This is a genomic window from Bradyrhizobium sp. F1.4.3, from assembly GCF_040548375.1.
Taxonomy (GTDB): Bacteria; Pseudomonadota; Alphaproteobacteria; order Rhizobiales; family Xanthobacteraceae; genus Bradyrhizobium.
Genome location: NZ_JBEPRN010000002.1, coordinates 687345 through 714233, shown reverse-complemented (window position 1 = coordinate 714233; position 26889 = coordinate 687345). Strand labels below are relative to the sequence as shown.

Annotated in this window: 24 protein-coding genes and 1 other RNA gene; 9 read left to right on the top strand and 16 right to left on the bottom strand. The window is 64.7% G+C overall.

What is annotated here, in order from left to right; translation table 11 throughout:
• Nucleotides 1-8 precede the first annotated feature (8 nt).
• The 3 genes from ABIB73_RS10850 to ABIB73_RS10840 form a co-directional block, all read right to left on the bottom strand.
• The gene (locus tag ABIB73_RS10850; protein ID WP_354224275.1) at nt 9-1241 is read right to left on the bottom strand and encodes an RNA polymerase sigma factor; all 1233 of its coding nucleotides are present in this window, start codon (nt 1239-1241) and stop codon (nt 9-11) included.
• On the bottom strand, nt 1241-1591 hold the full coding sequence (locus ABIB73_RS10845; protein WP_354223800.1) for a YciI family protein: 351 nt from the start codon (nt 1589-1591) through the stop codon (nt 1241-1243). Before ABIB73_RS10845 ends, ABIB73_RS10850 begins: the two co-directional genes overlap by 1 nt.
• A 100-nt stretch (nt 1592-1691) precedes the next feature.
• Nucleotides 1692-2042 carry a YciI family protein gene (locus ABIB73_RS10840; protein WP_354223798.1) on the bottom strand — a complete coding sequence of 117 codons (351 nt, stop codon included), beginning with the start codon at nt 2040-2042 and terminating at the stop codon, nt 1692-1694.
• Between the two features lie 149 nt (nt 2043-2191).
• Here ABIB73_RS10840 and rnpB point away from each other — a divergent pair.
• Nucleotides 2192-2667, top strand: an RNA gene (gene rnpB, locus ABIB73_RS10835) — RNase P RNA component class A.
• 226 nt (nt 2668-2893) lie between these two features.
• Here the strand turns inward: rnpB and ABIB73_RS10830 are convergent.
• Together ABIB73_RS10830 and ABIB73_RS10825 are read right to left on the bottom strand one after the other, a co-directional pair.
• Nucleotides 2894-3607 carry an alpha/beta fold hydrolase gene (locus ABIB73_RS10830; RefSeq protein WP_354223796.1) on the bottom strand — a complete coding sequence of 238 codons (714 nt, stop codon included), beginning with the start codon at nt 3605-3607 and terminating at the stop codon, nt 2894-2896.
• Between the two features lie 72 nt (nt 3608-3679).
• Nucleotides 3680-4144: a DUF983 domain-containing protein gene (locus ABIB73_RS10825; protein WP_354223794.1), complete on the bottom strand. Its 465-nt coding sequence runs from the start codon at nt 4142-4144 to the stop codon at nt 3680-3682.
• Nucleotides 4145-4193: 49 nt separating this feature from the next.
• Between ABIB73_RS10825 and ABIB73_RS10820 the strand changes: the two genes are divergently transcribed.
• The gene (locus ABIB73_RS10820) at nt 4194-5564 is read left to right on the top strand and encodes an aminotransferase-like domain-containing protein (protein ID WP_354223793.1); all 1371 of its coding nucleotides are present in this window, start codon (nt 4194-4196) and stop codon (nt 5562-5564) included.
• A 7-nt stretch (nt 5565-5571) separates the two neighbouring features.
• Here ABIB73_RS10820 and ABIB73_RS10815 read toward each other — a convergent pair whose 3' ends face one another.
• Nucleotides 5572-5835 (bottom strand): hypothetical protein, encoded by a 264-nt coding sequence (locus tag ABIB73_RS10815; RefSeq protein WP_354223791.1) that lies wholly within the window; start codon nt 5833-5835, stop codon nt 5572-5574.
• Nucleotides 5836-6066: 231 nt separating this feature from the next.
• Here ABIB73_RS10815 and ABIB73_RS10810 point away from each other — a divergent pair, with 231 nt between their 5' ends.
• Nucleotides 6067-6810, top strand: coding sequence for a sulfite exporter TauE/SafE family protein (locus tag ABIB73_RS10810; protein WP_354223789.1), 744 nt, complete (start codon nt 6067-6069; stop codon nt 6808-6810).
• On the opposite strand, the gene ABIB73_RS10805 is transcribed toward ABIB73_RS10810, so the two are convergent.
• The 5 genes from ABIB73_RS10805 to ABIB73_RS10785 all read right to left on the bottom strand — a co-directional run bounded on the left by ABIB73_RS10805 (nt 6807) and on the right by ABIB73_RS10785 (nt 14710).
• Nucleotides 6807-8084, bottom strand: coding sequence for an O-antigen ligase family protein (locus tag ABIB73_RS10805; protein ID WP_354223787.1), 1278 nt, complete (start codon nt 8082-8084; stop codon nt 6807-6809). The genes ABIB73_RS10810 and ABIB73_RS10805 overlap by 4 nt on opposite strands.
• 121 nt (nt 8085-8205) lie before the next feature.
• Nucleotides 8206-9600 (bottom strand): MATE family efflux transporter, encoded by a 1395-nt coding sequence (locus ABIB73_RS10800; protein ID WP_354223785.1) that lies wholly within the window; start codon nt 9598-9600, stop codon nt 8206-8208.
• 57 nt (nt 9601-9657) lie between these two features.
• On the bottom strand, nt 9658-11457 hold the full coding sequence (locus tag ABIB73_RS10795; RefSeq protein ID WP_354223783.1) for an ABC transporter ATP-binding protein: 1800 nt from the start codon (nt 11455-11457) through the stop codon (nt 9658-9660).
• 326 nt (nt 11458-11783) lie between these two features.
• Nucleotides 11784-13370 carry a DHA2 family efflux MFS transporter permease subunit gene (locus tag ABIB73_RS10790; RefSeq protein ID WP_354223781.1) on the bottom strand — a complete coding sequence of 529 codons (1587 nt, stop codon included), beginning with the start codon at nt 13368-13370 and terminating at the stop codon, nt 11784-11786.
• A gap of 26 nt (nt 13371-13396) precedes the next feature.
• Complete coding sequence (locus tag ABIB73_RS10785; RefSeq protein WP_354223779.1) at nt 13397-14710, bottom strand: HlyD family secretion protein; 1314 nt, start codon at nt 14708-14710, stop codon at nt 13397-13399.
• 194 nt (nt 14711-14904) lie between these two features.
• Between ABIB73_RS10785 and ABIB73_RS10780 the strand changes: the two genes are divergently transcribed.
• The 3 genes from ABIB73_RS10780 to ABIB73_RS10770 are packed head-to-tail and all read left to right on the top strand — an operon-like array spanning nt 14905 to nt 17129.
• Nucleotides 14905-15540, top strand: a complete 636-nt coding sequence (locus ABIB73_RS10780) for a TetR/AcrR family transcriptional regulator (RefSeq protein ID WP_354223777.1) — start codon at nt 14905-14907, stop codon at nt 15538-15540.
• A 54-nt stretch (nt 15541-15594) separates the two neighbouring features.
• Nucleotides 15595-15939 carry a DUF6665 family protein gene (locus tag ABIB73_RS10775; RefSeq protein ID WP_354223775.1) on the top strand — a complete coding sequence of 115 codons (345 nt, stop codon included), beginning with the start codon at nt 15595-15597 and terminating at the stop codon, nt 15937-15939.
• Nucleotides 15936-17129 carry a lanthionine synthetase C family protein gene (locus ABIB73_RS10770; protein WP_354223773.1) on the top strand — a complete coding sequence of 398 codons (1194 nt, stop codon included), beginning with the start codon at nt 15936-15938 and terminating at the stop codon, nt 17127-17129. The genes ABIB73_RS10775 and ABIB73_RS10770 overlap by 4 nt, the downstream gene beginning before the upstream one ends.
• 107 nt (nt 17130-17236) lie before the next feature.
• Here the strand turns inward: ABIB73_RS10770 and ABIB73_RS10765 are convergent, their stop codons facing one another.
• Both ABIB73_RS10765 and ABIB73_RS10760 read right to left on the bottom strand, forming a co-directional pair.
• On the bottom strand, nt 17237-18436 hold the full coding sequence (locus tag ABIB73_RS10765; protein ID WP_354223772.1) for an extensin family protein: 1200 nt from the start codon (nt 18434-18436) through the stop codon (nt 17237-17239).
• A gap of 502 nt (nt 18437-18938) precedes the next feature.
• Complete coding sequence (locus tag ABIB73_RS10760; protein ID WP_354223770.1) at nt 18939-19775, bottom strand: DUF2147 domain-containing protein; 837 nt, start codon at nt 19773-19775, stop codon at nt 18939-18941.
• 192 nt (nt 19776-19967) lie between these two features.
• Here ABIB73_RS10760 and ABIB73_RS10755 point away from each other — a divergent pair, with 192 nt between their 5' ends.
• Together ABIB73_RS10755 and ABIB73_RS10750 are read left to right on the top strand one after the other, a co-directional pair.
• A complete protein-coding gene (locus ABIB73_RS10755; protein ID WP_354223768.1) occupies nt 19968-20744 on the top strand; it encodes a DUF2147 domain-containing protein in 777 nt (258 codons plus the stop codon).
• Between the two features lie 299 nt (nt 20745-21043).
• Complete coding sequence (locus ABIB73_RS10750) at nt 21044-22411, top strand: FecR domain-containing protein (RefSeq protein ID WP_354224273.1); 1368 nt, start codon at nt 21044-21046, stop codon at nt 22409-22411.
• 219 nt (nt 22412-22630) lie between these two features.
• Here the strand turns inward: ABIB73_RS10750 and ABIB73_RS10745 are convergent, their stop codons facing one another.
• Both ABIB73_RS10745 and asd read right to left on the bottom strand, forming a co-directional pair.
• Entirely contained in the window at nt 22631-23200 is a 570-nt protein-coding gene (locus ABIB73_RS10745; protein ID WP_354223766.1) for an NUDIX hydrolase, read from the bottom strand.
• 66 nt (nt 23201-23266) lie between these two features.
• The gene (gene asd, locus ABIB73_RS10740; protein WP_354223764.1) at nt 23267-24130 is read right to left on the bottom strand and encodes an archaetidylserine decarboxylase; all 864 of its coding nucleotides are present in this window, start codon (nt 24128-24130) and stop codon (nt 23267-23269) included.
• 35 nt (nt 24131-24165) lie between these two features.
• Here asd and ABIB73_RS10735 point away from each other — a divergent pair, with 35 nt between their 5' ends.
• The gene (locus ABIB73_RS10735) at nt 24166-25830 is read left to right on the top strand and encodes an aminotransferase class III-fold pyridoxal phosphate-dependent enzyme (protein WP_354223762.1); all 1665 of its coding nucleotides are present in this window, start codon (nt 24166-24168) and stop codon (nt 25828-25830) included.
• Between the two features lie 320 nt (nt 25831-26150).
• Here ABIB73_RS10735 and ABIB73_RS10730 read toward each other — a convergent pair whose 3' ends face one another.
• Nucleotides 26151-26810 (bottom strand): hypothetical protein, encoded by a 660-nt coding sequence (locus ABIB73_RS10730; protein ID WP_354223760.1) that lies wholly within the window; start codon nt 26808-26810, stop codon nt 26151-26153.
• Nucleotides 26811-26889 lie beyond the last annotated feature (79 nt).

The window sequence follows — 26889 nt, the reverse complement described above, 5'->3', positions numbered from 1 at the left end:
ACCACACTCTAGCCAAGCTCCCTCACCCGCCGCGCATACAGCCTTCGCAACGGCGCGAGCTGCGTCGCCTCGGTCGCCGCCGCGTACGCTTCGCGCGCTTCGTCCTTGCGCTCCAGCCGCCGCAACAAGTCCGCCCGCACCGCCGGCAACAGCTCATAACCCGCAAGCCCGCCGCGCGCGGTGATCGCGTCGACGAGATCGAGCGCCCGCGCCGGGCCGTCGACCATCGACACGGCCGCGGCGTGGTTGAGCTCGACCACCGGCGACGGATTGATGCGCAACAGCACCTCGTAGAGCCCGGCGATCTGCGGCCAATCCGTCTTCTCAAAACTCGGCGCGCGCGCATGCAGCGCGGCAATCGCAGCCTGCACCGCATAGGGTTGCGGCCGGCCGGGTACGCGCAGCGCGTCGTCCACCAGACGCAAGCCCTCATCGATCTGCGCGCGATCCCAGAGCGATCGGTCCTGCTCTTCCAACAGCACGATGTCGCCGGCCGCCGTCTCGCGCCCGGCGCGGCGCGCATCGTGCAGCAGCATCAACGCGAGCAGGCCCTTGATCCCGGCGCGATCCGGCATCAGCCGGTCGAGCAACCGGCCGAGCCTGATCGCCTCGACCGCGAGATCGGGCCGCATCAGATCCGCGCCGGAGGTCGCGACATAGCCTTCGGTGAAGACGAGATAGATCACGGCGAGCACGCCGTTGAGCCGCGGCGTCAGCGCGGCGTGCTCCGGCACTTCGTAGGGAATGCCGGCGAGCCTGATCTTCTGCTTGGCGCGGACGAGGCGCTGCGCCATCGCATCCTCGCCGATGAGGAAGGCACGCGCGACCTGGGCCATCGAAAGCCCGCAGACGGTGCGCAGCGTCAGCGCCACCTGAACCTCTGCCGCGAACGCCGGATGGCAGCAGGTGAAGATCAGCCGCAGCATGTCGTCGTCGAGCATCGCCGGTGGCTCGGCGGGCGCTTGCGCGTTCAGCTCGAGCTCCTGCACGAGCGCCTGCTGCTTGCCGCGGAAGACAGCCTGCCGCCGGACGCGGTCGATCACCTTGTTGCGGCCGACATTGACCAGCCAGGCGCGCGGATTGTCGGGCACCTCAGACGCAGACCAGCGCTCAAGGGCAACCGCAAAGGCGTCCTGGAGCGCGTCCTCGGCCAGATCGAAATCACCGACGAGGCGGATCAGCGTGGCCAGCGCCCGCCCCGCCTCGTCGCGAAAGATCTTGTCGATGTCGGCAGGACAGATCACTTGTAGATCATGACCGGCCTGACCTCGATGGATCCCTCCTTGGCCCCGGGAATCCGCGCGGCCAGCCCAATGGCGGTGTCGAGATCCTTGGCCTCGACCAGATAGTAGCCGCCGAGTTGCTCGCGGGTTTCCGCAAACGGACCATCTGTCGTCAGGGTCTTGCCCTCGCGGACGCGCACGGTGGTGGCGGTCGTGGTCGGCTGAAGCCCGTCGCCGGCCTTGAAATGGCCGCTCTGGACGATGGACTGCGTGTAAGTGCCGTACTCCGCCGACATCGCCTGACGGTCTGCGGGGGTCATCTTGCTCAGTTCCGCTTCGTTCCGGTAGATCAGCATCAGATACTGCATGGCTTACTCCTGTTGTTCGGCTTGATCGCCGACATCCAGTCGAACGGGGCCAACATCAAACGACATCCTCGGGATAATTATTCGATGCCAGCGGACGAGATCATTTGTAGATCATGACGGGCCTGACTTCGATCGACCCGTCCCTGGCTCCGGGAATCCGCGCAGCCATTGCAATCGCGGCGTCGAGATCCCCGGCCTCGACCAGATAATAGCCGCCGATCTGCTCGCGCGTCTCGGCAAAGGGACCATCGGTCGCCAGGATCTTGCCCTCACGAACGCGAACGGTGGTCGCGGTCGAGGTCGGCTGGAGCCCGTCGCCGGCCTTGAAGTTGCCGCTTTGAACGATGGACTGGGTGTAGGCGGAATAAGCCGCCAGCAGCTTCTGGTAGTCAGCGGGGTCCATCTTGCTCTGTTGAGCTTCGTTCCGGTAGATCAGCAGCAAATACTGCATCGCCTAACTCCTGTTGCTCGGCTGGATTGCCGGCATCCAGTCGAACCGGGCGCACACCCAACGACATCTTCAGGATAAATTATTTGCGCCACGGCGTGCGCGGCGATCTCTGCTTGACGAAACCGTCATAAATGCCCATGCGTAAGCCGTCAGTCGGCCGGACGGCCGCTCCGGCAGGTGCCGAAAGGCCGCCGGGGAGGAAAGTCCGGGCTCCCTTGACATACGGTGCCGGATAACGTCCGGCGGGGGCGACCCCAGGGAAAGTGCCACAGAGAACGAACCGCCCGCCTTCGCCCTTTGGGCTTCGGCGAGGCAAGCCCAGGCTTGCCACGTCGTAGCAGCGCAAGCTGCGTAGACGGGTAAGGGTGAAAAGGTGCGGTAAGAGCGCACCGCGGTTCCGGCAACGGGACCGGCATGGTAAACCCCACCGGGAGCAAAACCGAATAGGGACGGCGTAGCGGGCCGATCGCGCAAGCGATAACGCCGCGGGGCGATGTCAGGCCCGCCGTCCGGGTAGGTTGCTCGAGGCCATGTGCAAACATGGTCCCAGAGGAATGGCCGTCACGTATCGTTTGCGCAAGCGGACGGTGCCCTACAGAACCCGGCTTACAGGCCGGCTGATATTCTAAAGCGTTTTCGAGCGAGTGGTTTTCCGGTTCGCGCAAAGAAAACGCGTCTTACCAAGAAAGTGACGAGGGGTTCGGCGCTAGCGCGCCGGACCCCTCACCATTTTGTGCCACCGTCATTCCGGGGCGTGCGCAGCGAGAACCCGGAATCCATCAGGCCACAGAGTTGGTGGATGAATGGATTCCGGGCTCTCGCTGCGCGAGCCCCGGAATGACGACTGTCAGTTAGCCCACGATTTCTTGCAAAACGCCCATCAACGCCTCTGGTGCCGTCACGTTCGGCGCGTGACTCGCGTCGAGCTCGAAATAGCGCCAGCCATCTTCGCATTTCGTGCGTTTCGCAAACTGCCCGAATACGTCGCCCGGCGGAATGCGTTTGCAGTAGATATAGCTGCGCGGCATTGCCGGCTCGCCATGTTCGAGCTTCAGCTTCGTCTCGAAACACTTGATTAGCATGTTGATCCGGCGCGCGTTGAGCCAGTCAAGATCGGCCTGTGGCGTATCCGATGGCGGCGGATTCGGCGAGATGCGATAACCGTCACCGGAAGCTGCCGCCCTGCGCATCGGCTCGCGCCCGCCCTCGTTGAGATCGAACAATGACTGGCCGTCGCGCGGCACGAAGGCGTCGAGATAGATCAATTGCGTCACCCGCTCACGCGCGCGGTCGGCAACCCCCGTGGCGACCATGCCGCCATAGCTGTGGCCGAGCAGCACGACGTCGCTGAGATCCTCGAATTTGATGACGTTGAGGATGTCCTGGATATGCGTCTCGAGATCAACTGCGGGACTGGCGAGGTGCGAACGCTCGCCGAGCCCGGTGTAGGTCGGCGCGACCAGGCGGTGGCCGGCCTGCGCCAGCAGCGGATGCATCTTCTTCCAGGCCCATCCGCCGGACCACGCGCCATGACAAAGCAGGAAGGTCTTCGAGCGCGCGGTCATCGGCGTTTCCATCGTTTTGTTTGACGATGGAGTGTAGCGGCCGAGTTCGCGATGTAAACGCCGCGAGACGCCTCAGGCCGTGCGCGGCGCGTTCGTTTTCACGAGCACGGGTGCAAACCCAGCTTCCCGCCGCAACTTGCTCGCTTCAAAGCCGTGCATGCCGATCTGCCATTGCAGCCCGACGATTGCGCCCTTGGTCGGTTGCAGCAGCGCGAGCGAGGCCAACAGCGTCACCGGCAGCCACACCGCCAGTTGCAGCCAGACCGGCGGCGCATAGGCGGTCTCGACCGCGAGGATCGCCGGCACCACGAGATGGCCGACCACGACCATCACCAGATAGGCCGGGAAATCATCGGCACGCTGGTGAAACAGCTCCTCGCCGCAATGGTCGCAAGCGTCGGCGACCTTCAGGAAGCGCCCAAACATGTGGCCCTCGCCGCAGTTCGGACACTTGCCGCGAAAACCCCGCCACATCGCCTTTGCCAGAGAGACTGAACCGGTCGCCATGACCACACCTCTTCCGTTTCGATGATCCATACAATAATATCTTGTATCCATACATTCAAAGGAAATGGGTCGAAATTGCATGGATTGGACCCCTACAATCTCGGAGCTCTCGGGCCCGCGCTACCACCGCATCGTCGAGGCCATGGAGGCCGACATCGCCGCCGGCCGGCTGGTGCGCGGCCAACAATTGCCGACGCAGCGCGCGCTGGCCAAAGCGCTCGGCATCGACCTCACCACAGTGACGCGCGCCTACACCGAGGCGCGGCGCCGCGGAATTCTGGAGGCCCGGGTCGGACAGGGCTCGTTCGTGTCGGAGACCAGCGCACGCCGCGCGGTCGACCTGCCGCATCCCGTCGCGATTGACCTCTCGATGAACGTGCCGCCGCATCCGCTCGAAGCGCAGCTCGACGAGCGCATCATCGCGGGGCTGGAGGCGATCCGCGCGCAATCAGGATTGACCGCGCATCTCAACTACCAGCCACCCGGCGGCAGCGCGCATGAGCGCGAGGTCGCGGCGCGATGGATGCGCACCCGCGTTCCGCAGGCACACGCGGACAAGCTGGTGATCTTTCCGGGCGCGCAGACGATTCTGTTCAACCTGCTCGCGCATCTCGCGCGCGCTGGTGATGTCGTGCTGTCGGAGGCGCTCACCTTCCCCGGCGTCAAGGCCGCTGCCACGCGACTCGGCGTCAAGCTTGTCGGCGTGGCGATGGATGAAGGCGGCATCCTGCCCGATGCGCTGGCGAAAGCCTGTCGCGCGTACAAGCCAAAGGCCGTCTATCTCATTCCGACGCAGCACAATCCGACCACCGCGACGCTCTCCGCAGAGCGGCGCAACGCGATCGCAAACGTCATCCGCGATGCCGACACCATGTTGATCGAGGACGACGCCTACGGGCTGCTTGACCGCTCGGCATCGCCGATCGCAAACCTCATTCCGGAGCGGACGTACCTCGCGACCACGCTGTCAAAATGCATCGCGCCGGCGCTGCGCGTGGCCTATCTGCTGACGCCCGACAGCGGCGCGCAGCAAGAGATGCGGTCATATTTGCAGGCCACCGTGCAGATGCCGGCGCCGCTGATGGTGGCGTTGGTGACGCATTGGCTCGAGAGCGGCATCGCCGACCGCATCATCACCGCGATCCGCAACGAGGCCGTCGGTCGCCAGCAATTGGCGCAGCGCGCGCTGAGGGGCTTTCAGTTCATGGCTAGGCCCGCCGCCCATCATCTGTGGCTAAAATTGCCGGACAGCCGACCCGACGTCGCGGCACATCTGCTGCGCAACGGGCTCGCAGTCGTTGCCGGCGATGCCTTCGCAGTGGATGGAGCGCCGCCACATGCGGCGCGCATCTCGCTCGGCGCAGCACGCAACCGATCGGAATTGACGGAAGGCCTTCGCATCCTTGTCGGCGCGCTGCATAGGCCCGCCGATACCAGGCAGATCGTCTAGCAGAAATTTACTGATGCTGACGATGATGGCGGGAGCGGACGACCGGCGCAGCGGGCGACGGATAGGCCTGCAACGCGTAAGCATCGCTCGGCGCTCCCTGCTGGCCGAGGGCCGCACGAGCGGCCGGCGTGAGCTGTCCCCCGTTCAACACGTCGCGGTCGGGATGTGCGGCCTGATAGGCGGCGGGCTCCGAAAGCTGCGCCTGCGCCAATGTCGGCAGCAGGGTCGCCGACAACAGCGCGGCCGCCATGGCAATGCTCGTGCGGGTCATGATCATGCTCCATCATCTCATCGGGGACTGGCCAATCGAAGTGCTACCTGGCTTGCGGCGGATCCCCCAAATTGCTCTACGATCATGATGTAGGGGCGCCTTCCGAGAACGCCCGCCCTTGGGGATCACGGTTGCGTGCGGTTTTGAAATTGACCGCCGCCGCCGCATCTGTGCTATGCGCCAAGCGGCGATCAACGCTTCGGGATCGCCGATAACGACAGGAAATGATTGGTGGAAACGTCCTACTACGCGTTGCTGCTGTTCGGCGCGCTGGCCGGCGGCTTCGTCTCGGGGCTGGCCGGATTCGGCACGGCGCTGATGGCGCTCGGGATCTGGCTGTATGTCTTGCCGCCCTCGCTCGCGGTGCCGCTGGTGCTGATCTGCTCGGTGATCGCGCAGACCTCGACGCTGCCGTCGATGTGGAAGAGCTTTGATCTCTCGCTGGTGTGGCCGTTTCTGATCGGCGGCCTGATCGGCGTACCGCTTGGGACCATGATGGTGGCCTCCGCCGATCCAAAAGTGTTCAAGCTGAGCGTCGGCGTGCTGCTGCTGATCTTCTCGACCGCGCTGTACCTGAACAAGAAGTCGCTCGCCATCAAGTTCGGCGGGCGCATCGCCGACGGCGCGATCGGTTTTGCCGGCGGCATTCTGGGCGGGCTGGCCGGATTATCCGGACCGCTGCCGATCCTGTGGGCGAATATCCGCGGCTGGAACAAGCATGAGCGGCGCGGCATCTTCCAGCTCTTCAATTTCACGGTGCTGGCCACCGCGCTGGTGTTGCAGACAGCTTCGGGTCTCGTCGCGTTCAAGGTGGTGTGGCTCGCGCTGATCGCCTTTCCGGGCACGCTGATCGGCGCATGGGCCGGCGCACGCGTCTATCACGCGCTGAGCGACAAGCATTTTGGCGATGTCGTGCTGGGCCTGTTGTTCCTGTCGGGCGCGACGCTCGTCTGGAACAGTCTTGCCGTGCACTAGCGCGCCGTCTTCTTCGCGAGCGCCATGCCGCCGGCGACGCCGACGCCGAGCACGTAGATCCAGCCCTCGGTGAAATCGAAGAGATGCGAGTTGAATAACGAGGACAGCATGTTCTGGACCACGACAAGGAGGCCGATCCAGCAGGCCAGCCCCTCGCCGCGAAACATCAAGAGATGCGCAAACCACAGACCGTAAAGGACGAGGACACCGAGCGCGCCCCATTGCACGGCGACATTGAGAGTCTGATTGTGGGGATCGCTGACGACCTCGCCGTGCAACGGGTCGATCTCCGCATCAACAGCCACGCTTGAGAACAGGCCGCGGGTCGATCCAGTGCCGTGGCCGAGCAGCGGCGCGTTGGCGATGAATTGCGCCGACTTCCGCCAATACTCCAGGCGTGAGCCCATGCCGCTGATCGAATTGTTATCCTTCTCCATGCTTCTTTCATAATCGCCCTGAAACTTCGCGACGGTCGCGCGCAGATGCGGCGAGACGTTCCACAGCACGACGGTCAACAGCGCCACCGCGGCAGCAGCGAGCAGAGCTGTACGCCAGCGCAGATGCAGCAGCGCGAACGCCACCAGCAGGATCGGCAACGTCACCAGTACGGTCCGCGACACCACGACAAACATCATGTTGGCGAGGAAGCCGATCGTCATCACCGCGAGCAGCAACGCAATGCTAACGCGGCCGGCGCGGAACAACGTCACGATCGGATAGACCAGCGCGATCGCGCAGAGCGCGAACTCCTGGCTCTGATCGATATAGTTGCGCACCGCGACCCCGCTCGCGACCTGGTAGGGCCCGCGAGAAAAATAGAGTTTCAGCGAAAGGTTGGGATCGATCGCGACAGCGAATGAGTAAAGCATCAGCAGCGTGCAGGACACCAGGAAGGACTTGAAAACCCAGTTACCGTAGGGCCAGCGTTCGAACTGGTAGATCAGCAGCGGCAGCACCAACAGCTTTGCCGACGGCCCGATCGCACGCGACCGCACAGGCCAGGACGCCTCCGACCAGAGCGTGCCGGCAACGGCGAGCGCAAACAGCGCAATCGGCAGCAGGCAGACCGGGCGGAGCAGCGAACGCGGAAACGCCCTCAGATCGACAAACGCGAAGGCGATCAGCCAGGGCACGAGCGCAAAGGTCACCCCGGTCGTCGTCCACGGCAACAACAGTGCGACCAGCGCGATGAAACGGGCCGGCGTGCGGTAGCGTGCCGCCCAGATCGCGGAGAGCCAGGACGCCGGCCGCGGCTCGTTCAACACGTCGATCATTCAGTCCCCTTGTAGATCCGCGCCGCTCCACGGCGCGGCAAACTAGTGGGAGCCCTGGGTCGAGGACAAGCGTGCCCCATTCAATTTTCTCTGTCGCACTGTTTCGCAACGAGAGCTATCGCTACGTGGGCACACGTGCGGGAGACGCGACGGACTCCTGTCCAGCTTCCTCCTGCGGCGGCAACACCAGGCGCTTCCTGAATTCGCGGCGCAACAACCACAGGCTCTGAACGGCCTGTAGCGTTGTCGCCGCATTCGACAGATACCAGACATACTCGATCCGAAAGCCCGGCCGCGTCGAGAGCCAGATCGCCGGCAAGGAATAGGTGAGGACTCGCGTCGCCGAACTCCACAACACCGGCTTGGTGTTGCCGAGGCCCTGGAACATGCTGGAGCAGGTGAAGATCAGACCCTGCGCCACCATGTTCAGCGAGACCATCTTCAGAAACAGAAACGCGATCCTCATCGTCTCCGGATCGTTCGAGAAGCCGGCGAGCAACAGCCCGGGCCACAGCTGTACGAGAATCGTGAGCGCGATCATCACGGCGGTCGCGATCAGCGCCGCCTTGACGAAGGTCTCCCGCACGCGCGCACCGTTCCCCGCACCGAAGTTCTGGCCGGCGATGGGCCCTGCGGCCAGCGCAATGGCGAGGGCCGGCATCTGAATCAGGCCCACGACGCGTGTCCCGATGCCAAATCCCGCCTGTGCCGCCGGGCCAAGATCGCGCAGCACATAGTAGATCGCGGCCATGAAGATGAAGATCATCGCGAACTCGCCGCCCGCGGGCAGGCCGACATTGAGGATCCTCTTCCACTGCCGAAGCTGCGGACGCCATTGCGCCGGATGAAACGCGACGTAGCGCTCCAGTCTGCGGAAATACGCGAGCAGCATCAGCACGCCGATGAAAATGGCGATTGAGCTTGCAAGGCCGGCTCCGGCAACGCCGAGCGCGTGTCCGGTGCCCCAGCCCATGATCAGGACCGGCGCCAGCGCGATGTTGATGATCACGGCAAGCGCCTGCACCAGCATGCTCGGGCGCACGATGCCGGTGGCCCGCAACGCGGACCCCATCACCTGCATGGCAAATTGCAGCGCCAGCGCCGGCATGAACCAGAGAAAATAGGTGGTGCCGGCCTCAATGGTGGCCTCGTCCGCAGCAATCGCACGCATATAGGGGCGCGCCAGCGCAAAGCCCGCGAGCAGCGTCAGCAGCCCGAACAGCACCGACAGAACGACCGACTGGTTGAAGACGAGATTGGCGTCGCCGCGGTCCTTGCGGCCCACGGCATGCGCGATCAGCGCAACCGTGCCGACGCCGAGCATCTGCATCAGGGCGTTGACGAGAAAGCCGGCGTTACCGGCCGCCGCGACACCTGCAACGGCCGCGTCACCCAGCCCGGAGACGAAGTACAGGTCAACCAGCTGGCAGATCATGATCGTGATCATGCCGACCACGATCGGTGGCGCCATACTCAGAATGTGGCTCACGACGGAGCCGCGTGTCAGGTCCTTCATCTCATTCCATCCTTGGCGGCGTGACGGCCGGACTCTTGCCCCGCCGCCGCGCGCCTCTCATTCCGCTGCTGCGATGTGCCCGAGCTCCACCACCTGACGCTCGAACAGGCTGCGATAGATGCCGCCGGGCCTGCCTGCGAGCATCGCGTGGGTGCCCTGCTCGACGATCTCGCCACGGTCGAACACCAGGATCCGATCGAGGCTGCGCACCGTCGACAGCCGGTGCGCAATCACGATCGAGGTGCGGCCCCTCATCAGCCGCTCCATCGCCTGCTGGATCAGCGCCTCCGACTCCGAATCGAGGCTCGAGGTCGCCTCGTCCAGGATCAGCACCGGCGCATCGGCCAGGAAGGCGCGCGCCAGCGCCACGCGCTGCCGCTCGCCGCCCGACAATTTCACGCCGCGCTCGCCGACGAGCGTGCCGTAGCCCTTGGGCAGGCGCAGGATGAAGTCGTGCGCATTCGCAAGCCGCGCCGCCTGCTCGATCGCCTCCAGGCTGGCACCGGGCCGGCCATAGGCGATGTTCTCCGCGAGCGAGCGATGGAACAGGATCGGGTCCTGCTGCACGATCGCGATCTGGCTGCGCAGCGACTGCTGCGTGGCCTTGGCGATGTCCTGCCCGTCGATCAGCACACGGCCGTTGGTGACGTCATAGAGCCGCTGCACCAGCTTGACGAAGGTGGTCTTGCCGGAGCCGGAGCGGCCGACGAGGCCGACCCGCTCGCCGGCACGGATCGTCACCGACAGCCCGTCGTACAGCGGCGCGCGATGGCCGCCGTAGTGGAACGTGACATCGTCGAACACGATCTCGCCGCCCGCAATCGCGATCGGCCGCGCGTCGGCCGCATCGGCAATCCCGATCGGCTCGTCATGGATCGCCACCAGCTCCTCCATGTCGTTGACCGAGCGCTGGAGGTTGTTGATGTGCATGCCGACGTCGCGCAGGTAGGCGTGGATGACGTAGTAGCTGGTCAGCACATAGGTGACGTCGCCGGGGGAAGCGCGCCCCGACATCCACAGCAGCACCGCGCCGCCAATCACCGACCCCCGCAGGCATAGCAGCAAAGAGAGCTGCGACATGGCGGTGTAGTTGTAGCGCAGCCAGGTCCGCCGCACGCGCACGCGCCAGCGGTTGATGACGCGGGCGAGCCGCGCATCCTCGCGCGCCTCGGCGCCAAAGGATTTCACCACGGCGTTGCACGTCAGCGCATCCGCCAGCGTACCGCCGACCTTGGTGTCCCAGGCGTTGGAGATGCGCGCGGCCGGCGCGATGTAGCGCGTCGAGAACAGCACCGTCATCGTGACATAGGCGAGCGCGCCGAGCGCGATCACCACGCCGAGCGAGGCCCAGTGCACGCCGAGCAGGATCATCGATCCGATCAGCACGATCAGCGAAGGCAGAAGCGCCAGCAGGATGGTGTCGTTCAACAGGTCGAGCGCCCACATGCCGCGCGTGATCTTGCGCACCGTGGAACCGGCGAACGAATTGGCGTGCCAGTCGGTCGAGAAGCGCTGCACGCGCATGAATGCGTCCTGCGCGACCTCGGACATGATCTTCAGCGTGAACGGCACAATGACCTGGAGGCCGGTCAGCCGCAGCACCATCGAAGCCGCACCCAGAGCCACGATGCCGCCCAACGCCACCAGCGCGGCGTGGCGCGCCTCGGGATTGGACGGACCCAGCGTCAACGCGTCGACCAGATGACCTGAAAATACTGGCATGAACAGGTCGGCAACCGTCGCACCCAACAGGCCGCCGGAAATGGCAAGCGTACGTCCCGGCTGCTTCAGCCAGTGCCGGAACACGAAGGGCAGCACCACGCGTATCGCCGCGGGCTTTTTTGACAGAGCGGTCATGGCATCATCCGGCCGCTTTGGCGCGGGCCGGCTCCATCGATGGACGCAGGCCGGCCACGAAGGCCGAAACGGCGTCACTCAAATTTGACTTGGACTTGGGAAGCGGAAGGATCGGGACCTGGGCCCCAATCGAAGCTGGCGGAAAGGGCCTCTAAAAGGCCGAGCACATACCGAGCCAGAACATCATCGAGCGCGGGCGTGCGATCTGCGAGTGCGACGAAATCATGCAAATCCCTCCCCGGTTCGATGAATGAGGTGCGCTTTATAGATGTGTCGTTTGCGATTTGCAACGGGGCTCGCGCGAGATCACGCGCGAGTGTTGCAATTTAGTGCGCGTCGCCGCTGCCGCCGAACGGCGAGGCCGGCTTGTTCAGCAGCGTGACCAGCAGGCTGAGGCCGAGATAGAACAGCGTCAGTATGAAGAAGGCGTCGCCGAAGCTCATCACCACGGCCTGCCGGTGCACGATCTGGCTGAGCTGCTTCATCGCCATCAGCGAGGAGTCGCCGAGCCCCTGGAATTTCTGCATCAGAAGGTTGAGGGTTTCGGTCGCGGTCGTATTGCCCCAGGTCACGCGATCCTGCAGGCGCGTGATGTGCAGGTCGGTGCGATCGTTGAGCACGGTGTTGATGACGGCGAGCCCGACCGCACCGCCGAGATTGCGCATCAGGTTGAACAGGCCGCTCGCGTTTTTCACCCGATCAGGCGGCAGCGTGCCGAGCGCGATGTTGTTGGTCGGCACCATCGCGAACATCATGCCGATGCCGCGCAGGATCTGCGGCACGAGCAGCTCGTAGAAATCGTAGTCGCGCGTGATCCAGGTCATCTGGTAGGAGCCGATCGCGAACACGATCAGGCCGAACGCGATCATGTAACGCATGTCGAGACTCGCCATCAGCCGGCCGACCAGCGGCGCGACCAGGAACATGGTGATGCCGGAGACGAACATGGTCTCACCAATCATCAGCGCGCTGTAGCCGCGCACCTCGGCGAGATAGCGCGGATAGATATAGGTCAAACCGTAGAGGCCGATGCCGATGCAGAATTGCAGCGTGCTGCCGACGGCGAAATTGCGGTTGGTGAAGGTGCGCAGATTGACGATCGGCTCGGCCGCCGTGAAGACGCGCACGAAGAAGGCAATCGCCGAGATGACGCAGATCCAGGCGCAGATCGCCACAGACGTGTCCTGCAGCCATTCATATTGCGGGCCTTCCTCAAGGACATATTCCAGAGTGCCGAGGAAGCCGGCCATGAAGATCAGGCCCCACCAGTCGAAGCGGTCGAGCAATTCGAAATGCGGCTCGTCGAAATCGACCAGCGCCAGCACACCGAGGGTAATGCCGATGCCGGGCACGACGTTGATGAAGAACAGCCAGTTCCAGGACATCAGGTCGGTGATGTAGCCGCCGACTGTCGGTCCGATGGTCGGCGCCAGCGTCGCGACGAGCCCGATGATGGGGCCGACGATGTGGAATTTCGAACGCGGGAAGACTGTGTAGGCCGAGGCGAACACGGTCGGGATCATGCCGGCGCCGAGAAAGCCCTGGAGCGCGCGCCAGAGGATCATCTCTTCGATGGTCGTGGCAAAGCCGCAGGCGAGGCTCGATACGGTGAAACCAGCCGCCGAGATCGCGAACAGAAGCCGCGTGCCGAGGGCCCGCGACAGAAATCCCGACAGCGGGATCGCGATGACTTCGGCGATCAGATAGGCGGTCTGAACCCAGGAGACTTCGCTGGAGCTCGCCGACAGGCCGGCCTGGATTTCGCTCAGGGAGGCCGAGACGATCTGGATGTCCAGGATCGACATGAACATCCCGAATACCATGATAAGGAAGGCGATCAGCCGCTTCGGCGCAATGCGCTCCGAAGCGGGTGCCGCCATCATGTCAGGTGAAGCAGTCGTGGCGTTCGCCATGGTCTGACCTCGCAGTGCTCAGGCGCCTACTGCGGATGGATCATGGTGGGGTCGTCGAGATCGATCTCGCTGTCGGCGTCGGCCGCACCCTTGTTGGTGTCGACGGTCGCGTAGACCGACATGCCGGCGCGCAGCAGGTTTTGCCGGGCGACGGACTTCGGCACGCGGATACGAACCGGCACGCGCTGCACGATCTTGGTGAAGTTGCCGGTGGCGTTGTCCGGCGGCAGCAGCGTGAACACGGAGCCCGAGCCCGCCGCGATGCTGTCGACGATGCCAGAGAACTTGCGCATGCCGTAGGCATCCACCTTGATCATCACCGGCTGGCCGGGACGGATGCGCTTGAGCTGCGTTTCCTTGAAATTGGCGTCGATATAGACATCGTCGAGCGGAACGACGTTGCCGAGCCGCTGGCCGACGGCGATGAAGTCACCTGCGCTGACGAGGCGGTTGGAGAACGTGCCGTCGACCGGTGCGCGCACCGCGGTGAAGGAGAGGTCGCGTTCGGCCTTGGCGAGCGTGGTCTTGAGCTCGGCGAGCTGCGCCTGTGCTTCGGCCTGCTGCGCCTTGGCGACGTCGACATTGCTGACGGCGACGTCAAACGCGGCCTGCGCAGCCTTGACGGCGGCCGCGCCCTGATCGCGTCCGGCTTCCGAGGTTTCGAACGTCGCGCGCGAGGCAAAGCCCTTGCTGCTCAGCGCCTGCTGGCGCTCGTAATCAAGATCGGCGCGCTTGAGGCCCGCTTCCGCGGAGACGAGCTGCGCCTTGGCCTGCACGACCTGGCTGTCGAGCGCCGCAACCTGGCGGCCGATGCGATCGATGGTGGCCTGCTGGGTCGCGATCCTGGTCGCGGCGGCATCGACGGCGATCTTGTAGTCGCCGTCGTCGATACGCAGGATGGTGTCACCGGCATGCACCAGCGTGTTGTCGCCGGCGAGGATCGAGAGGATGTGGCCGGCAACGCGCGCGCCCAGCATGGTGTTGTTGGCGCGGACATAGGCGTCGTCGGTGGCGACGTAGAAGCGGCCGACCAGCGTGTAGTAGCCGGCGTAGCTCGCAGCCGCGAGCGCCAGCACCAGGCCGATGCCCATCATGGTGAATTTGCGCCTGCCGGATTTAGGCGCGGCGGCCTGGGGCGCGTTCGGGGCCGGCTTGTCGGTCACAGGCTTCTCCGGCACCTCGCTGGTGCGGCGCTTACTCTCTTCGGCCAGATGAGACCGCAACTGTTCGGTGAGCACTGCGGATTTCTCCGCCGCAGCGTCACCGCCCGCCTGCTCCGGCGTCGTCTCCACCGTTCCCTGGCGAAGGACGCGCGCAGCCTGGTCTCTCGATACGGCCATAAAGGCCTCCCCAATAAAAAAACGCGATCCGGGACGGGCCGTCGCCCGGCCTCCCTCTCGCCCATCCCAAATATCATTGACCGAACGGTTCGGTCAATATACATTATTCCCTGTCAAGACCCTACTGGTCCGAATCCTTTATTTGGGTTTCATGGCGGGAGACCCTGCCCAAAACCTTTCGAGAACCTAAACCAATGGTTGCAGCCGACCGCGAACATCTGCACGTCGTCTCCGAAGAGGACGGCTCGAAGCGCCGCCAGATCCTGGACGGCGCCCGCAAGGTGTTCATGGATCTGGGTTTTGACGGCGCCAGCATGGGCGAGATCGCGCGCGCGGCGACCGTCTCCAAGGGCACGCTCTACGTTTATTTCGCAGACAAATGCGCGCTGTTCGAAGCCATCCTCGAGGAGGAGGCCCTCCAGCACGGCCAGGTCGTGTTCAATTTCGATCCCGCGCGCGACGCCGAGACCACGCTGAAGGATTTTGGGCAGGCCTATATCCACCTGCTCTGCCGGCCCGGCGGCGGATCGGCGATCCGCACCGTGATGGCGATCGCCGAGCGCATGCCCGACGTCGGCCGCCGCTATTATTTGCGCGTGCTGGACAAGACCATCAACCGGCTCTCCGACTATCTCAAAGCCCATGTCGCCTCCGGCGATCTCAAGATCGACGATTGCGATCTTGCCGCCTCGCAGTTCATGGAACTGTGCAAGGCCTCGCTGTTTCTCCCCTTCGTCTTCCAGGCCGCCCCACCGCCGTCGGAAGAGCGCATGGCCGAAGTCGTCGACAGCGCAACGCGGATGTTTCTGGCCGCGTACAAGGCGAAGTAGCGGCGGCAGGCCACGCGTTGCGCATGCGGTTCGCGCTGCATTATATTGAGCGCCATGTCCCGTGATCTTCGCCCGCCGGTCGATATTCTCCATTATGAGATCGTCCAAGAACAGGCCTCAGCGCTTGGACGAATGGGCCGCACGCTCGAACAGGCCCTCGCGGAATTGCGCGCGTTCGACGCCACGCACGCGCGCCCCGAGATACCGGCCTCGCTGCAGCCGGCCCGGCGCAAGCTGGTAACGGCCGCCGGCCAGGCACTCTGGATGTTCGTGGTGCAACGCGAGGCGACCGGCCTGCGCGACAGCCGCCATATCATGCGGACCTACAACGTACCGGCCGAGGTGCAGCTATGCATGGGGCTGGCGCCGTCGACGGACGTCCGAAAGCGCAGGTCATGATCACCCCCGGTCGACACCGCGCGCTTGTGCGCGACGCCTGGAGCGAGTTGGCTGTCCGCACCACGATTGCAGACATCGTTGCCGACGCCATCGCTGATTTCGATCCCGAGGCGTTTTGGCCCGGTCACCCCGGCGACGACGCGGTGGGAGACGGCAACCCCAGCTTCTACTATGGCGCGGCGGGCGTGATCTGGGCGCTCGATTATTTGCATCGTGTCGGCGCCAGCCCTGCCACAAAAGACTTTCGCGCGGTCCTGCCAAAACTCCTCGAACGGACAACCGCCAGGTTCGAGAGGGATTCGCCGGCCGGCTATGCCAAACACGGCTCGCTGCTATTTGGCGACATGGGAGCCGCACTTCTCGCCATGCGTCTTGCTCCTACGCCGGGCTTGGCCGATCTCGTCCAAGCGCGCGCCGAAGCCAATACCGAACTTCCGATCCGTGAACTGATGTGGGGCATGCCCGGATCCATGCTGGCTGCGATCCACATGGCCGAGATGACACGGGAACCGCGATGGCGTGGCCTGTTCGAAATGCAAGCGGCCCGGCTGTTGGATGATCTGGAGGAAACGCCGCAAGGCCGGCTCTGGACCCAGGATCTGTACGGCGCCAAGGACCGCTGGCTCGGGCCTGTGCATGGCTTCGCCGGCAACATCATCCCGTTGCTGCGTGGATGGGACTGGTTGACACCGGCACAGCAGGCGCAATTGGCCGACGTTGTGCCGCAAACCTTGGCCGCGAATGCGTGGTCGTCCGAGCTCGGAACCAATTGGGGCGCGAGAAGCAAGCGCGAGACGCCACCGAGCTTGTGTCAGCACTGCCACGGCGCCCCCGGCATGGTGACGACATTTGCCGACGCACCGTTCGCGACGCCGGACTTTGACGAACTTCTGCTGGATGCCGGCCGGTTGGCCTGGACCGCCGGACCGCTGACCAAGGGTTCGAACCTGTGCCACGGCACCGGCGGGAACGGCTACGCATTCCTCAAGCTTTACCGCCGCTCGAACGACCCGGTCTGGCTCGACCGTGCACGCCAATTCGCCATGACGGCCATTGTCCAGTATCGCGGCGCCAAGACGGTCGTTGGCCGCGGACGCTATTCGCTTTGGACCGGCGACGTCGGCCTGGCGATCTACCTCTGGGACTGCATCACCGGGGAGCCGTGCTTCCCCACAATCGACGTGTTCTGATCCGAGCTGTGGCGGCTCGCGGTACAGCGTTACGCCCCGGCGAGATTTGCACCTGCGGATGCGTGAGATAGCGGACGATGTCGGAGGGCATCTTGAAATGTGTCCGACTAATCGTCCGAGAACTCGTCTTCCTCGTTGACCTTCTCGCGCTTGCTCTTGTGCGCGCCGAGCGAGCCGGTCACGTAGGGATCGCGTGTGTTCGCGTAAGGGTTACGATGCTGCGCGCGTGCGGCGACCTCTTCGCCGGAGACGGCGGCGGGCTGGCAGATCAGGCGGCGGCTGGCGCGGCGCATCAAATCGACGTGGATGTGATCGTAGTGATAGACGTTGGAGCCCGGCGCCAGCACGGTTGTGAAATGCGCGCACGCCCCCGACTGCACGTCGCGCAGAAAACCCTGCTCCTCCGGCATGCCGCGCCAGCCATCCTTCACGGAGATACGGCGGCCGTCGGCGAGCACGAAGGCGGCGACGTCGAGCGCATTGCCGAAGGCGTGCTCGGAAATGTGGGCGCTCGGGTTGCCGTTCATGCCACGGCAGGAATAGGCGGAGATCTGCCTGATCTCGACCACGCGGGCGCCGAACCAGCGCATCGCCGAGGGCTGCACAGTGTCGGCGAACCAGCGGTCGAGTTCGGACACGATCGGACAGGCAAGCGTCGCGGTCGGCTTCACCGCCACGGGGCCGACCGCGGTAACGGGATTGCCCTGCGCGGGACCGAGGCGCGGCAGCGGTTGCTGCGCCGGCGCCTGCGAGTAAGGCGCCGGGCCCGACGGCCGCGACGGATAGCTCGGTGCATTCATGTAGCGCGCCGCACCCGCGGCATCGGTGCCCTCGGGCGGCAGATCAATCTCGTCTTCCTGCGGTGCCACGCCGGGCGCACTAAGGGATACCGGGCCGGAGGGCGCGCCATAGCCGGGCGGCTGGCGCACCGCGCTCTCGGGATAGTTCGACCGTTGCGGATAGGAGGATGCCGGATAATTCGACTGCGGCTGCCTCACCGGCCAGCGCGGCTGGTTGCCGATGCTGCCGGGCGGACGCAATTCCTCGTCGGCAAAACCATAATTTGAGGAGCCTTCGCCGATGGCGGCGACCTTCAGCGGAAACTCGGCGCCGCACATGCCGGGGCCGGAGATCGGCTCGATGCGAACGATCTCCGCGCTCTCCTTCACTGCGCCGGATTTCAGGCATGCCGCTTCGGCCTCGGCCCGCCACGGTTCGCGTTCGGCCTGGAACAAGCCGCGTCCGCAACCCGCGAGCGAAACAAGGACGATGGAGCCGACGAGATACAAACGAACTCCGCGCGTCATGCGCGCAGGTTCGGTGAATTTACTTAAAGACTCTTCAACGTGTTGATTTCAGCTTTCCTTAACCATGCTGAGCGCGCGGTGTGCCACTCGCCTTGCCGGCTGAACGACAGTAAGGCTGGCTTTTTCGGAAGGTGACTCTCTGTTAACCATGATGGTTGCGCGCAGCGCGCGCAGATGGAGCGATCCAGGGAGCAACGTCATGACGTTCGTCGGAAGATTGAGCGTTATTACCGCGTACCTTGCCATGGCCTTTGTTGGCGCCATCGTGCTCGGCATGATCTAGCAGCGTCTACCAATCGCAGTGCTCCTCCGGCCGCGCCGGATCATCCGACCGGCGGGCAATAGTTTTGCTCAGAAATTAGAGCAATCCGATCCCGTGATGCCGCCGATCTTGAAATTGCGGCACATGATGCCGGGATTGTCGGGATCGGGATAGCCATCATCCTTCTCCTTCTCCACTTGTTAGGGGACTGAGTGAGCAGCGCGCTTGTTGATCGAAAAGCTACGACCGCGCGCCCCACTGCCGCGACGTCGTGATCAACTTCTCCTGCCGCTCCTCGACCCGCGTCCAGTCATTGCCCGAGCAGAAGAAGTGCAGTAGCGCGCAAGCCTCGACGTGGAGCCTGCCGGAGGCGTTCAGCGTCATCGTCGCGTAGTAGGTGTTGCCGCTGGAGCGGCTGTAGATGTTGCCGGTCCAGACGCCGTCCGATTTCGGCTTCATGTTGACGAGCACGCTCTCGCCTTTGTTCGAAGCTTCGGTCAGCGCATAACCGCACAGCGCCGTGCCGCAATGTTCGATGCGCACCATGCCCTTGGCGCCCGCGCTCTCCCATTGGCCAAGTGGCGCGAGCTCATCGTCGCTGCGCTGTGAGATCGTCACGGGCTTTGGTGCTACGTCCGGGGTCGCAACGCGTGGCGGATCGAGAGCTGTCGTTTGCGGCGGATCAATCCGCGCAGGCTCGGTCCTCGGCGGCTCGAGCCTTGGTGCCGGCGGCAGGACGACAGGCTGAGATGTCGTGGCCGCAATGACGGGCACAAGCGGGGCCGGTGCGGATGGCGCGACGACGCTCGCTTGCGGTGGCCCGATCGGGGCTACCGGGCAGGCCGGCTGCGGCGGCAAGACCACTGGCGTCGGCACAGGATGCCGAAGCGGCGTTATCTCGACGTCCTGCGTGCCGCGATCGGTGGAGATCGCAACACAAGACGTCGATCGGCAGTTTCGCGGTGCCTCGACATGGAACCGATGACCGCCGATCGAGAAGGCATAGGCACCAGCCTGGGCCGTGGGCGCAATCATCAGTGCGATCAATGTGCCAAGCGAAGTCGCAAGCCGCTTCATCGACGCCTCCTTCTGTGTCGCGGCGATGTTACGCAGACGAGCCGCGGCTGAATGTGCGCTGGCTCACCCAGGCGCCGGCGGATCGTTGTGACGTTCATCACAGAAGGCGGGATGGGCCCGGCGTAGGGTCGAACCACATTCAGTCGTTCACCGACTTCAGGTCATCGGGACCACGCATTTTAGGAGGTTGTCATGAACAAGCTCACTATCGCCGCCACCGCGCTCTTCCTCGCTTCGACCGCCGCAGCCCATGCCGGCAATTCGATCGCGTTCCAGATCGAGGGCCAGCGCGTCCGCATCGAGACACCGCGCAACTGCGCCTCGCTCGACTGCGTCACCATCGTGGCGCCGGGCCTGTCGAACAAGCCGATCAAGCTGAACAACATCAACCTCAACGGCCTTGGCTCCAAGGACGACGACGACACTACGCCGAGCACGACGACCGCTCAGCCCGCGCCGGCGCCGGTGCAGCAGCAACCGGTGCAGCAGGCGCCGGTGCAGGCGATTGTTCCGGCAGTCCCCGCTGTTGCTCCTGCGGCCCCGGCCACGACGGTTGCCGCGGCGCCGTCGGTCGACACGGTCACACAACCTGCGCCGGTTGCGGCTCCCGCGCCGGTCGCGACTGCGCGGGCTCCTGCTTATGCGCCCGCTCCAGCTCCGGCGGCCGCTGCGCCTGCGCAGGTTGCCAACACGCCGCTCGGCCTGTGGGCGACCGAAGAGAACAAGGGCAATGTGCGCGTCGAGCAGTGCGGCACCAATCTCTGCGGCTATGCCGAGAAGAGCAATGAGCGGATCCTGATCAACATGAAGCCCGACGGCGCCAAGTGGAGCGGCCGCATCCACGATCCCGACTCCGGCCGCAACTACGACTCCACCATCGCGATGAAGAGTCCGAACGCAATGCGTGTGCAGGGCTGCGCCTTCGGCGGCATGTTCTGCGGCGGCCAGACCTGGAAGCGCGTGAGCTGACGCGGAAGGCGCCACCCGTCACGACGTCTACACAATCGCTCGTCATGCCCGGGCTTGTCCCGGGCATCCACGTTCTTAGCAGGACACCTCAAGGCCTGGATGGCCGGGACAAGCCCGGCCATGACGATGTGGAAGCATCAGTACATTGATCGCTGTCTCGTTCGCAATTCCGGCACGGGACGTGGCGTTTGAACGTTCGCCCCTCCTATGCGACACATGTTCATCCGCCATTCAGCCAGCTCCGGTTGATATCGGCCGATCTCGCCTCGCGTTCTCACCGGGACCTCATCGTGGCTTTGATGGTGGCATGGCGCCGCTTCGTGTTTGCTGTTGCGCTGCTGGCTTTGCCGCTGGCAGGAGCGGGCAATGCGTGCGCGTCCGACACGATCGAGCTTGCGCAGGCGCAGCCACAGGCACAGCCGGCGCCCGCCCCCTCCCCGACACCATCAACCTCGCCAACGGCGGCCGCCGATCCACAATCCGCCGCCGTCGAGCCGATCGGCAACGTCGCGACCGTGACGGGAATCGCGACCGTGATCCGCGACAAGAATTCATATCCGCTGAAAGTGCGTGACGACATCTATCTCAACGACGTCGTGCAGACCTCGTCGAATTCCGCACTCGGCATTACCTTCAACGATGCGACCACGTTCAACCTCTCGGCCAGCGCCAAGATCACCATCGACAATTACGTCTACGAGGACGGCGGCAAGCAGAACTCGGCGATCTTCGACATTGGCAAGGGTACGGTTGCCTTCGTCGCGGCGGCGGTGGCCAAGACTGGCGACATGAAGATCGCGACGCCGACCGCAACGCTCGGCATCCGCGGCACCACCGGTGTCGTCGACGTGCCAGAGGGCGCAGCGGCGAGCGGCGCCAACAACGTCAACATCAAGCTCTATCCCGATGCCGATGGCCGGGTCGGGCATATCGACGTCAACGACCGCGCCAGCGGCACGCGGCTCGGCGCACTGACGCAAGCCTCGAGCGGCTTTGCGATCCGGCCCGGTGCAGGTGGCCCCGGCGGCATGCGCTTTGCCGCGGTGCCGATCACGATTCCGCCGCAGCAGATTGCGCGCGATCGCGGCTTCGTCAACCAGGTGCATGCGGCGCAGACCGCGGGCCGGCAGATCGTCACCGAGCAGCGCGACTTCCGCCGCGCCAATCCCGCCGCAAGCAGCCGCATTCCGCGACCGGCCCAGCCGCCGCAGCAGCAACAGTTGCAGCCGACGACTGCGCCGGGTCAGCAACCGCAGCGGCCGAACGGCCAGCCAGGTCAGAACAACCGTCCGGGTCAGCGGCAACCGGCGGCGCCGAACCGCCAGGGTGCGCAGCCGCCGCAACGGCAGGGACAGGGCGGCGCCGTGCAGCCGGGCACGCCGCGCGCGGGTCAGGGTCAACAGCAACAAGGCCCGCAGCAAGGTGCGGGACGGCCGGCAGGCCAGCCGCGCACCGGACAAGGCACCCAGCCCGGCGCCACGCCGCAACCGGGCACGACGCCCCAGACGCCGCGCACTGGATTGCAGCCCGGCGCTCAGCCGGCCGTCCAGCCGCAACAAGGTGGTGTGCAGCGTCAGCCCGGCTTGCAGCAGCGCCTGCCAGGCGCGCAACGCCCCGCCACGCCGCGCAAGCCTGCGCCGGCTCCGAAGGAAAAGAAGCGGCGATGAACGCAAAGCGCCAACAGCGCCGGTGCGCTCCCTCGCCCCGTTCTTATGGGGGCGCGACGAGCTTCGCTCGCGCTGAGAGGGTGGGGTGAGGGGCTGGTGCCGCACAAAAGCTAACTGAAGACGCGGAGAGTCCCCCTCACCCGTATCGCATCTTCGATGCGATACGGCCTCTCCCCGCAAGCGGGGCGAGGTGAAGAGCAGCGCGCCGATCGTCCTCGCTCACGCCTCTCCCCGCAGCCACGCCTTCACCTTTTGCAACAGGCCGTGACGCAGTTCGTCGACGGAGGCGGCTTCGGCGGGTGTCAGCGTCTGCAAGACGGCATCGATATCGTCGCTCGCCAGTTGTGGCGTCGGCTCGGAAGCAGGCGGAGATGCAAGGCCCGCGGCGGCGAGCGCGATCGGGCCGATCTGCACCAGGAAGGCGCGTTCGTATTCTCGCGACAGGCGCGCGATCGCTTCATCCAGCGGCAACCAATCGACCGCCTTGATGTCGTTCATCAGCTTGCGAACTGCACCACCCTCGGCCTCCATTCGCCAGAAATGCACGGCCTTGGATCGGCCGCCGGACTGATAGACGAGCGTGCCCAGGAATTCGTGGATGGCAACGTCGTGGCCGGTCTCCTCCAGCACCTCGCGGTGAGCGGCCTGTTTCGGCGTCTCGCCATCGTCGAGCTTGCCCTTCGGCAAAACCCATTCATTGCGCTTGCGCTGGCGCACGATCGCAACCAGCGGCGGCGCGCCACGCCGCAACACGATACCACCCGCCGCCAGTACCGGCGCCCGCGCCATCGAAAATTCCCGCCGTGTCGACCGTCCCCGCGGACGATATAGGCGGCCGAGACGGCGGATTGAAGGCTAGTTTTTTCGCAGCAGCGCTTGACCGGCGCGGATGCGCGTGCCTTCGCCGATACCGTCGCAGAACGAAAAATCGCCCGGTGCCAGGATGATGATGGTCGAGCCGTGCTCGAACCAGCCGAGTTCCTCGCCCTTGGTCACGTTGACGTCGCAGGGAAAATTGACCGGCCCTTTCGTCTGCGCGTTCAGCACCATGTCGAGGAAGTGCAGACGGATGCTGGCAACCAGGATCGCGGCGACCGGTACCAGCGTCACGGCCTCGCCGGAGCTGAGATGCGTGCGGATCACCGCACGCTCGTTCTTGCAGAACAGCCGCTCGACCCGCTTCAGCGCGATCGGATTGACGTTCCAGACATCGCCATGGATCAGCGTGACGCGTTCGATGTGTGCGTCGTAGGGCGCATGGAAGCGGTGATACATGCTCGAGGTCAGCCGCAGCGTCACGAAGGAGCCGTTGCGATGCTGGTCGACCAGTGCGGAATCGCCGAGCAGGTCGAGCAGTGAATAGGGCGCGCCCTTGACCTGGAACAGCTCGGTGTCGGCAATCCGGCCATGGGCGCCGACGATACCGTCGGACGGACTCGCGACGATAGCCGGGTCGGGATCAAAGGGCCGCAGGCCCGGCTTGAGCTCGCGGGCGAAGCAGTCGTGCAGGCTCCTGAAATGGGTCTTGCGCGCCTCCGACAGATCGAGGTCGGAGAACAGCTTCCACAAGGCGATGGAGCCGTCCCGAACAAGCGGATTCTCGATCTTGGAGAACCAGCCCATGAAGCGGGTCAGGGCCGCGCGGGGGATGCGATTGGTCAACAGGAAGTTGAGGTCTTCCTGCTGGGTGAAAGAGGCGATGAGGGCTTTGACTGTCATGAATCTGTCAGCTGGTCCGGTTAGCGCTTGTTGTCATGGAAACGACACTCCCGATTCTCTCATTTTCCGTGGCCGCCGCAGCGTCCGCTGCCGCCGCCTTCCCGAAGCTCAAGGCGCGGATTGCGTTGTCCCGCGCCAAGCACCGGTCGCTCGCCGGGCACTCCAAGATGTCGCGGCGGGTAGCCCGGCTGCTTCCGTTTTACGAGTTCGAAGGCGATGCGTATTTCGGCTGCGATGGTGCGCCGGCGAACGTTGTGATGCAGCGCAAGGACGCCTTCTTCCGTCTCGCGCGCATCTACGCCGATCGCTACCCCAAGGGCCGCGCGATGACGCAGGAGGCCGCGGAGAAGATCTCCGACCTGAACTTCACCGAAACCTACCGCGTGCCGTTCCAATTCTCGCGGCTCGTGCGCGAGAATCTGGGCACTTCGACCTTCATGGAGTCCTCGAGCGGCGTCACCGTCACCGATGTCGACGGCAACACTTTCTACGACCTCACCGGCTCCTACGGCGTCAACATCTTCGGCAACGACTTCTACAAGGAGTGCATCGAGGGATCCGAAAAGCGGGCGCATGCCCTTGGCCCGGTGCTCGGCCCCTACCATCCCGTCATCCTCGAGAACGTGCAACGGCTCTGCCAGATCTCGGGCCTCGACGAAGTCTCCTTCCACATGTCCGGCACCGAAGCCGTGATGCAGGCGGTGCGGCTCGCGCGCTACCACACCAAGCGCACGCATCTCGTTCGTTTCGCCGGCGCCTATCACGGCTGGTGGGGCGACGTGCAGCCCGGCGTCGGCAACCCTGTCACCGCGCACGAGACCTACACCCTCGCCGAGATGTCGGAAAAGACGCTGCACGTGCTGCGCACGCGGCGCGACATCGCTTGCGTGCTGGTCAATCCGCTCCAGGCGCTGCATCCGAATTCCAATGCGCCCGGAGATTCCGCGCTGGTCGACAGCTCCCGCGGCGGCAATTTCGACCGCGCGGCCTACACGGAGTGGCTGAAGCAGCTGCGCGAGGTCTGCACCGAGCGCGGCATCGTGCTGATCTTCGACGAGGTCTTCGTCGGCTTCCGTCTCGCCGCCGGCGGCGCCCAGGAATACTTTGGCGTGCGCGCCGACATGGTGACCTACGGCAAGAGCCTCGCCGGCGGCCTGCCGGTCGGCGTGGTCTGCGGTAAAAAGGAGCTGATGCGCCGCTTCCGCGACGACCGTCCGGCCGACGTCTGCTTCGCCCGCGGCACCTTCAACTCGCACCCTTACGTCATGACGGCGATGGACGAGTTCCTGAGCCGGCTCGCCAGCCCGAACTTCCGCGCCGTCTATGACCATTTGGAAGAGACCTGGAACGGCCGCGCGCAAAAGCTCAACCAGATGCTGACCGATGCCGGGCTGCCGGTGCAGGTGGCCAATCTGTCGTCGATCTGGACGGTGAAATACACCGAACCGTCCCGCTACAACTGGATGCTGCAATATTACCTGCGCGCCGAAGGCCTGTCGCTGAGCTGGGTCGGCAGCGGACGGCTGATCTTCAGCCTCAACTACACCGACGCCGATTTCACGGAAGTCGCCGAGCGCTTCGTCCGCGCCGCGGAGAAGATGAAAGCCGACGGTTTCTGGTGGCACGATGGCGTGCTCACGAACAAGGCCATCAAGCGGCAGATCCTGAAAGAGATGCTGGCCAAGCATTTTGGACGCTGAGGCTGATTCTTCCTCTCCCCGCTTGCGGGGAGAGAGTTGGGGTGAGGGGGACTCTCTACGAGCGCGGTGAGAGTTGGCGGACGATCCGCTGGCACCGCCCCCGCGGAGAGCCCCCCTCACCCGCCGCGCTCCGAGCGATGCGCCGCATCGCTCGGCGCGCGTCGGCCTCTGCCCGCATCCGCCTTCGCCAAGGCTTCGGCGGACAAGCGCGGGGAGAGGCGAAGAAGCCGCAGCGACGGCCCCCAAGACGTGGATGCCCGGGACGAGCCCGGGCATGACGCAATCATCAGACATCGGAGTGTTGGGTGAGAACAGCGCGCTCAGGCGTGCTGCTCTTCGAGCGTGGGCTCGGAGATCAGGCCCAGCGTGTGCTCGGGATTGAGGTGCAGACCGGGATCCATCAGTTCGCCGCGCATCAGCGCCAGCGGAGCGTTGCGATAGAGCATCAGATCGTGGAAGGGGTCGGTCAGGATCTTGGTCATCCAGACCAGGCCGGTCTCGACGTCGCGGATGAAGAACAGGTGCACGGTGCGGAACAGAAGCCCGCCGATGCCGACCGCGAGCCAGATCTTTGCGACCTGACGCATGAAATCGGTCGCGCCCGCCCACGGCTTGAACAGGCCGAACAGCGTCGGATCGAGGAACAGCACCAGCGGCGACAGCGCCCAGATCGACATCAGCACCACCTTGCGCTGAAGGTTGTAGCCGACCTTGATCTCTTCCTTGTGCTCGTGGGTGGCCTGGTTGATGTGGTCGTAATCGTGCGGCTCGAAGAAGAAATGACCGGCCTGGCGCGAGGTCATCGAGACCAGCCAGCCGACCAGCGCCGAGACCATCGGATCGACGAACATCCAGAGATAGGCGAAGAGGAAGCTCAGCGCGCTGACGAAGTGCAGGCTCTGATTGATGCGGCTGTGGTGATAGTAGCGATGGTCGTCCCAGCGCTGGATCCGCAGCTGCTCGAGGTAATTCTTGATCATGCTCTCCCCCAAAATGCTTTCGGGTACGGGATTTACAGGGATTCGATGTACGCCATGTGACATCATCATTTTGTCATGT